This window comes from Bilifractor sp. HCP3S3_D3, from assembly GCF_052063915.1.
Classification (GTDB): Bacteria; Bacillota; Clostridia; order Lachnospirales; family Lachnospiraceae; genus Bilifractor.
Genome location: NZ_JBQHWP010000041.1, coordinates 1 through 7429 on the forward strand (window position 1 = coordinate 1; position 7429 = coordinate 7429).

The 7429-nt window shown below is 47.5% G+C and carries 6 protein-coding genes and 1 tRNA gene; 3 read left to right on the forward strand and 4 right to left on the reverse strand.

The genetic code is table 11. The annotated features are described in order from the left end of the window. Nucleotides 1–200 precede the first annotated feature (200 nt). A tRNA-Trp gene (locus ACTNDI_RS13860) sits at nucleotides 201–271 on the forward strand. A 112-nt stretch (nucleotides 272–383) separates the two neighbouring features. Here the strand turns inward: ACTNDI_RS13860 and ACTNDI_RS13865 are convergent. The 4 genes from ACTNDI_RS13865 to ACTNDI_RS13880 form a co-directional block, all read right to left on the reverse strand. Beyond that, nucleotides 384–1223, reverse strand: a complete 840-nt coding sequence (locus tag ACTNDI_RS13865; protein WP_441101552.1) for an MBL fold metallo-hydrolase — start codon at nucleotides 1221–1223, stop codon at nucleotides 384–386. 232 nt (nucleotides 1224–1455) lie between these two features. Continuing rightward, nucleotides 1456–3024 (reverse strand): hypothetical protein, encoded by a 1569-nt coding sequence (locus ACTNDI_RS13870; RefSeq protein ID WP_441101553.1) that lies wholly within the window; start codon nucleotides 3022–3024, stop codon nucleotides 1456–1458. A 4-nt stretch (nucleotides 3025–3028) separates the two neighbouring features. Continuing rightward, nucleotides 3029–3427 (reverse strand): IS200/IS605 family transposase, encoded by a 399-nt coding sequence (tnpA, locus tag ACTNDI_RS13875; RefSeq protein WP_441101554.1) that lies wholly within the window; start codon nucleotides 3425–3427, stop codon nucleotides 3029–3031. Next, nucleotides 3424–4353 carry a GH39 family glycosyl hydrolase gene (locus tag ACTNDI_RS13880; RefSeq protein WP_441101555.1) on the reverse strand — a complete coding sequence of 310 codons (930 nt, stop codon included), beginning with the start codon at nucleotides 4351–4353 and terminating at the stop codon, nucleotides 3424–3426. Before ACTNDI_RS13880 ends, tnpA begins: the two co-directional genes overlap by 4 nt. A gap of 271 nt (nucleotides 4354–4624) precedes the next feature. On the opposite strand from ACTNDI_RS13880, the gene ACTNDI_RS13885 reads away from it, so the two are divergent. Both ACTNDI_RS13885 and ACTNDI_RS13890 read left to right on the forward strand, forming a co-directional pair. Continuing rightward, nucleotides 4625–5629, forward strand: a complete 1005-nt coding sequence (locus tag ACTNDI_RS13885) for a carbon-nitrogen hydrolase family protein (protein ID WP_441101556.1) — start codon at nucleotides 4625–4627, stop codon at nucleotides 5627–5629. Between the two features lie 356 nt (nucleotides 5630–5985). Next, nucleotides 5986–6870 (forward strand): LysR family transcriptional regulator, encoded by an 885-nt coding sequence (locus ACTNDI_RS13890; protein WP_441101557.1) that lies wholly within the window; start codon nucleotides 5986–5988, stop codon nucleotides 6868–6870. Nucleotides 6871–7429: the final 559 nt, after the last annotated feature.

Consider the following 7429-nt stretch of genomic DNA (forward strand, 5'->3'; position numbering starts at 1 on the left):
CAGAGGTGGAAGTGCCGTAAGGCATGGAGCTGACTGTTACTAATCGGTCGAGGGTTTGACCTGAAGCATAAGTTGGAACGGAAGGAGGGAATCCGGAGACGGATTCCCGGGGAAGAGTTTGTGTATTCAGTTTTGAAGGTATGTGTTATGATTTTTATGTTGGTACATTAGCCAGGTCATTTACATATCTTGAGTAATACAGGGGATTGGTCAAATGGCATGACAGAAGTCTCCAAAACTTTTAGCGGGAGTTCGATTCTCTCATCCCCTGCTTTTTAAATGAGCAGATGAAATCCGGCAAATGCTGAGAAATCAGTATTTGCCGGATTTTTTTCACCCAATCAGATAGATTTTCAAGGAGTCTGGAGATGGCATCATCACAATTAAACCGACAATATGTAACCTTCTCCGGGAACAAAGATGTGGAAGGGAAGTTCCGGATGCAGGCGGTGGGCAAGATCCACAAAGGTTCCCGGGTTGATCTCGTTCACGTGGTACAGGTCCCAGTGCACGGGGATAAGCATGCCAGCATGCGTGTCTGCGGCAAGGGTAATTGCTTCCGTGCTGTCAAAGCAGCCGATAATGTCTTTCACGTTCCTCCGATAGTAATCCCGCCCGTTGACGGGAAGAATCAGTGCGTCGCAATTCATGATTCTGGATTCCAGGCCGTCGTATGGGCAGCAGTCGCCCGAGTGATAAATGGTGGCATGTCCGAAGGATATACGGTAGCCGACTTCCGCAAAGCCGCCATGTTGATCCGGGTGGAGTTCTTCATGCGCGGCAGGAATCATCGTGAATGATATTTTATGACCGGGATCGAGTACGGTCGGACTGTCAATGACGGGCTGCAGAATCTGTTTTGCGGGAACGCCGCAATCGGAATAAACGCTGCAGACAGAGGAAGGACCGATGAAGATGGCTTTGTGGTTCACTTCTGCGATTTTACGGAGCGTCCAGGGATCTGCGTGATCAAAGTGGGCGTGAGTGCAGAAAATGAAATCAAGAAAATCAAGATTCTCCGCCTGTATCGGAGCGGGATAAAGCCGTTCCCATCTGACGAGAGCGGAGCTGCAGTTTTTATCCACGTAGTCTGACAGATAGCCGTCAATCATAGTATAGGTGTTCTGGTATTTGATGATGAAACCGACCTGTCCGATTTGACCTCCTCCCACGGTTAAAACCGTGGGATTCCAGGAGCGAACTCCTGAAACATCCTTGTCCAAGGGAAGGCTGCCTTAGATTTCCGGGCATCACTTTCGCTCTGTACAAGCAGCTTGGTTATAGTCCTTCTTTTCAGGCTTCCAGGGCTATGCTCTTCATCGGTATTCCGATCCGGAGACCGGAGCCTTTTACCGGGCGTACCTGACAGCTGGCCGGGCCGTGCGAGACATTTACAGGTTCTATTCAAAAAGGGAAGAGACAGCAAGTGCTGTTTCTTTTCTTTTTGCCAAAAAATCAGTATCCGAAACAAGCCGGATGGTTTTCCTTTGCGGTTGCCTTGATAAAGGCGTCATGCATGGTTACGAAATGTTCAAACATCGAGTTACAGAGATCCCGATCCGGCGAGGTACCGGAAGGGTTGGAGCAGAAGATCAGGAAGGCACTGTACAGGTCACGCTGTATTTCATGGCCGTCTATGGTTTTCCAGCGGTCAGACAGCGCTGCCTTGTGATATTCGCCGGTATCATGGTGGTACTGGCTCGCACGGAACTTTCGGGTGTCAATTCGGACAGCCTGTCCGCCGTACTGTTCCGCCTTCCGCGTAAGGATGGCGACGAACAGGGCAGGGGAACGGTCATTCAGCGATTTGCCAAAGCGCTTCTTCTTTTTACACTTACGGACTGTCTTTTCCTTCCCGTTCTTATCTTTCACAACGGTCGCTTTTTCCTGCCGTTCTGTTGGTTTCCGGGAGCGTTTCTGCAATGCCGCGTATGTCATATCCTCTATCAGGAAACAATTCCCGTTATTGACCAGCAGCTCATTGGCCTGGTGGTTATGGGAGCATTCGGTGGACGCTGATTTTTTTCGATACAGTTCGCGGATACGTCTCTGATGACGACGGCAGTTGTTGGAAATTACCCAGTTGTGTTTTCCTTTTATCACCCTGCCGTCGGCATCGTAATGATCCGGATTCAGCGCTCGTTTTTCCTGATCCACCAGTCTCTGCTGTCTGGCAATCTCTTTGTTATAGCAGCCCGACATAGGGGCGAGCTCTTTCAGGGAAACCGCCTTTTCAGAAACCGAAGCCATCGTAGAGACACCGGGGTCTATGCATGTAAGTCCGGAGGAAACACAGAGCTTCTTCGGGGCATCACCGTCCAGATAGAGGTTGATGTAATACCGCCACCCGCTTTTAAATGGCAGACGGATGAGTTCCCCGTACTTCAGCTGGTGTCCAACACTTTCTGCGGCATACGGATCTTTTTTATTCATGCGAAACGGGATGGTTAATCCAAGCCAGTTCACGGTATTGGCGTTCCTATTCACCTTGATGCCGTTCGTGGAACACTTCTGCGAAATGGAACGCTGGTCATCCAGCTTTTTCAGATGGACAAATTTCCCGTTCCCATACAGGACCTTCTGAACACCCGTATACACCCGGTCGGCTTCCTTCTGTGCCTGCTGGCTCGAAATGTGCTTCTGAAAACGGTGCTGCATGACCTTGACATAAGATTCCAGTCCGGTCTGCGTCAGGCAAAAGAATTCGATCCGTTCATTCATGATGTCCGTCAATTCGCGGAGCCGTTTCTTCACGGCTTTCAGCCTCGACCGTTCTCCGCGTTTTGCCGGCTTCTTCTGCGCCTCGGCCTCGTCCAGCCGCTTCTGCAGCTTTTCGGCTTCCGGCTTTAGGGCGCTGCGCTCTTTCCTGGCATCTATATACGCGCGGTCACGCATCAGCTTGTGCAGCTGTTTCTGCGCGTACTTAACGGTCTGATTGTGGATATGCCATAACATACGGAACCGTTTTTCCAGAATACGGTCATCTTCTTTTGTTGTCAGAAGGAGGAATCGTATGGTGTGCATAAAATCACCTCGTTTTCTGCGTCCGTACGTACCGTTCCACCGTTGCTTCGGTGACATTTTCCGCTGTGCTGACAAAATAGGAACGGGTCCAAAGGGAGGGCATCTGGGAAAGCTGTGGGATTTCGTCACGCAGCGCGCACGAGGTCGCCTGCTTGATAATCCTCACGATTTCCGGGATACTGATCTGCGGATAAGCACTGACAAACAAATGGGCATGATCACGATGACATTCCATCGCAAGGATCTCAATCTGGTTGGCTTCGCAGGCCTGGTGCGTCAGTTCCCGAAAGCGTTCTTCAACGCCTGGAATGTCAAAAATTTTACGCCGGTATCTTGGGCAGAAAACCAGATGATAATTCAGAAATGATACGGTTGTTGCGGTTCTTTTATATACTGTCTTCATGTGTATATTGTAACATACAACATACAAAAATGAAAACGTTTGTTCTGTATTTTTATATTTTTTTCAAAGCGATTCATCCCACGGTTAAAACCGTGGGCTTTCTCGCCATATTTTTTGTAATAAGAAGGCGGCATCGAGATGAAATAAGCTGGATCTTCGTTTTTGATTGTGTCAAAAGATGCCTTGTAAAAGGTCTGAAAATCTTCAGGATTGTCAAATCTATACAAAAAGGAAGCCGTGTTCGGCAGATTCCAGAGACTGTATCTCCAGGTTCTTGTTTCCTCGATGCCATATCGTTTCCGGATGTGCTGAAAGAAGACCTGAATGAGATTACACCATGCCTGGTTGGAGCGGGGCTGGCTGACATTGTCGTTGAACAGGTATTTATTCGGATGCAGAGCAAGAACCCGGGGCATGAAGGATAACTGGATCCAGGGCTTGAGACCGATGGAATGCAGAAAATCCAGCCCCATATCGACATAGGCAAAATTGTAAACAGGATTTCCGGATGCATCGGCATAAGCGACGAGGAGGTGGTCGGAAAAAATTCCGTTGAAACGCAGGTATCGCACGCCTGTATCCTTCTTCAGGCGGAGAAGCATCTGCTGGACATTCGGGAGAAGGATGTCGCCGGCGGAACCGACGGTCGCCAGATTTTTCCATGTGTGGTGGAGCGGATATTTATGGGAAGCACTGTTGTGCAGGCGGATGGACAATGCTTCCTCATAAATCGGAGTAATTGCCTGATAAGGAAGCTCGTTCTGTTTCTCTGAAGGGGAGTTCGTGAGCCGGAAGTGGTTGTACAGAATATCCATGAGATTGTGTAATGATCTATATCCCTGTTCTCTCTGATCTGTTCCCTGCCCTAATGGTCCGAAGTCAAAGGAACAGCTTATTTTTCCACAGGTGATTTTTCTCTTGATCATATTAAAACATAAATGATAAATGGTTTTCAAGACACAAGAGCGGCAGAGAAGCTCAAATACCGTATCAAGGACCGGTTGACAGGTGTGTATCAAGGAACAATTGACACCTGTCAAGTACAGATTGATTTCTTTTTCGGAAAAACTGATATATATTATGAGCATCGAAGACAAAGGCGTCGGGAGAGGGAAACCTCACCGGTGCCTTTTTCTTTTATCCCGGGAGAAAAAAGTCAGCAATGTCAGCAGAATCTGTTAAAGGAGGAAATCAATCATGGCAAATTATCCGAAATACAAAGTAGCGGCAGTACAGGCGGCACCGGTTTATCTTGATCTAGCGGCGACGGTTGAAAAGTCTGTGAAGATCATTAAGGAAGCTGCCGACAACGGTGCAAAGCTGATCGGTTTTCCGGAGGGATTCCTGCCCGGATATCCCTGGTTTGCTTTCCTTGGAAGAGCACTTGACTATGTTCCGAGATTTTATCATCAGCTTTATCTCAACGCGGTAGAGGTTCCCAGCGATGCACTTGCAAAAATCAGCCAGGCCGCCAGGGATAACGATATTTATGTATGCATCTCCGGATCGGAAAAAGACGGCGGATCCCTTTATCTCACGCAGTTCTGGTTTGACAACAAGGGAAACCTGATGGGCAAGCATCGGAAGATGAGAGTATCTGTCGCAGAACGTCTGATCTGGGGCGACGGTTCCGGTTCCCTGATGCCGGTATTCGATACGGAGCTTGGAAGACTCGGCGGATGCCAGTGCTGGGAGCATGATGTAGCTCTGGATATCGCAGCGATGAATGCTCAGAATGAGCAGGTTCATGTCGCTTCCTGGCCCGGATATTTCGATGATGATATCGCAAGCAAGGCATATGCGATACAGACCGGCGCATTTGTCCTGATGACCAGCTCCGTGTATGATGACCGTCTGTATAAGATGCTGTGCACCGATGAAAATGGCAAGCTTGAGGAGGACCGTCTGGCATATTTCAAGACACTGAAGCAGGGTCATACCGCGATCATCGGACCGGATGGAAATCTCAGAAGTGATTATGTTCCGTCCGGTGAGGAAGGCATTGCGTATGCGGATATTGATCTTGAAGATATCATCGATTACAAGTATGGATTTGATGCTGCCGGACAGTATAGAAATCAGTATTTGACGCTGAACTTCTACAGAAAGCCGCATCCGTTCTGCAATTTCATCGGAGAGGGAGATCCGGAGCCGGTTTCCTATGATGAACTGCAGCCATACGCGGAGGATGAACAGAAGTAATTCTCAATGTATGCCTGAACCAGGATTTTTGCTGTCGGCATAGGCTGCATAAAGGGTGAACAGAAGAAATCCGCTGTGTTGACAGGTTTCTGACAGTGGAATATATTGAAGACAGGGAAAAGAAAGAGGCAGTTCTTATACAAGGCTGCTTCTTTTTTGTAATTTACGCGAACAGCGAGCCACAGCCGAATGCGAAGCATTCGTGTGGGGCGAGCGTCGCGATAGCGAGATAAAACTCGCGCAGCGTGTTTTATCTCGTTTGGAAGGGATTCCCGACAGTGCACGCGCAAAATCACAATTCAGTAGAGTCCCCGGAGATTTTTTTCGTGTTGAGCATTTAACAGGAAGTGGGAAAAATGAATCTGAAGGATATGGAATGTTTCATTGAGGTCTGTGAAAAAAAGAGCATTACCGCAGCCGCGGAGGCAATGTTTCTCTCCCCGCAGGCGGTGAGTCAGACCATTCGCAGAATGGAGGAAGAAGTTGGCGCAGAGCTTCTGGTCCGTTCCCAGAAGGGAGTGGCGCTGAATGAGTATGGGAAGATTTTTTACGATCATGCGTGCCGGATCATCGCGGATTACAATGGGATGACGGCTTCCATCAGTGATCTGAAAAAACAGGAAAAGGGTTTCTTGCGCCTGGTTTCCGCGTATGGGGTTCTGCGTCTGTTGTCGCCCGAGTTCATCCATACATTCACGGATCAGAATCCCGGCGTGCGGCTGGATTATATGGAATTTCCGGATATATATATTGAAGAAAATGTCAGAAACAGGAAATATGATCTTGGATTTGTTCCGTATGTGAAGAAAGACCCGGAATTGAAATATATACCGCTTTTTTCGCGAGAGATTTTTTTCATTACACACAGGAAGAGCAGATATTACGACAGAAACGAGGTGTCGGTAAAGGAAATCAGCGAGGAGCCGGTGATTATCGAAAATGGTAATTTCATGATTCACCATATTCTGGAGGAAACCTGCAGAAAGGAAGGCGCTGATCTGGACGTGTATTTCAACACAAGTGGCTTCAGCCTTTGTTACAAGCTGTGCCGGGAGCAGGAAGGCAACACGGTCTCCATGGACTTCATTTTTGAGGATATGGGAAGCGATGATCTGCGGAAAATTTCGTTCGCGGAACATCCGCTCTGGAAGGTGGCGGCAGTTGTGAGGAAGGATATGCCGCAGACGGACAATGTAAGGAAGCTGATTGATTTTGCTGTGGAGTGGTGTGCAACGATCTGATGCAGTTCTCGCTTCGTTTATTGTAATCCCTTCCATTGAGCCACCGGTCAATGGAAGGGACAGTCCATCCCGGATTTTCCAAATATAAGAGGTGTATCATTTGATGTGCAGAGGATATGCCAACAAAATGAACGAATTGACGACACAATACATACAATAACCACGATATATAATAACAGAAGCGAAAAAACCGCGTAATTAAAGGATAAACGGGCACTGAAATTTTCTTCAAAAAATATACAATTTCCTGTTGACAATCCTATACCCGGGTGGTAAAGTATCATTTGTCGCCGAGATACAGCGACAGAACAAAAGTAATACAGAATGAACATTGACAACTGAACAGTAAAACACATCCTCGAAAATTCAAATGAAGTTTTATAAAATTTTTGTTTGAACGATCGATGAGTATTCATGGATGTAACGTTCAAATGAACGATACATGAAGTGATTACGATCCTTTAAAACAGTAAAAAGGGATGAATTAGCCAAGTGTTAATTCTGAACGAATCAAATCTTTTTTATGAGAGTTTGATCCTGGCTCAGGATGAACGCTGGC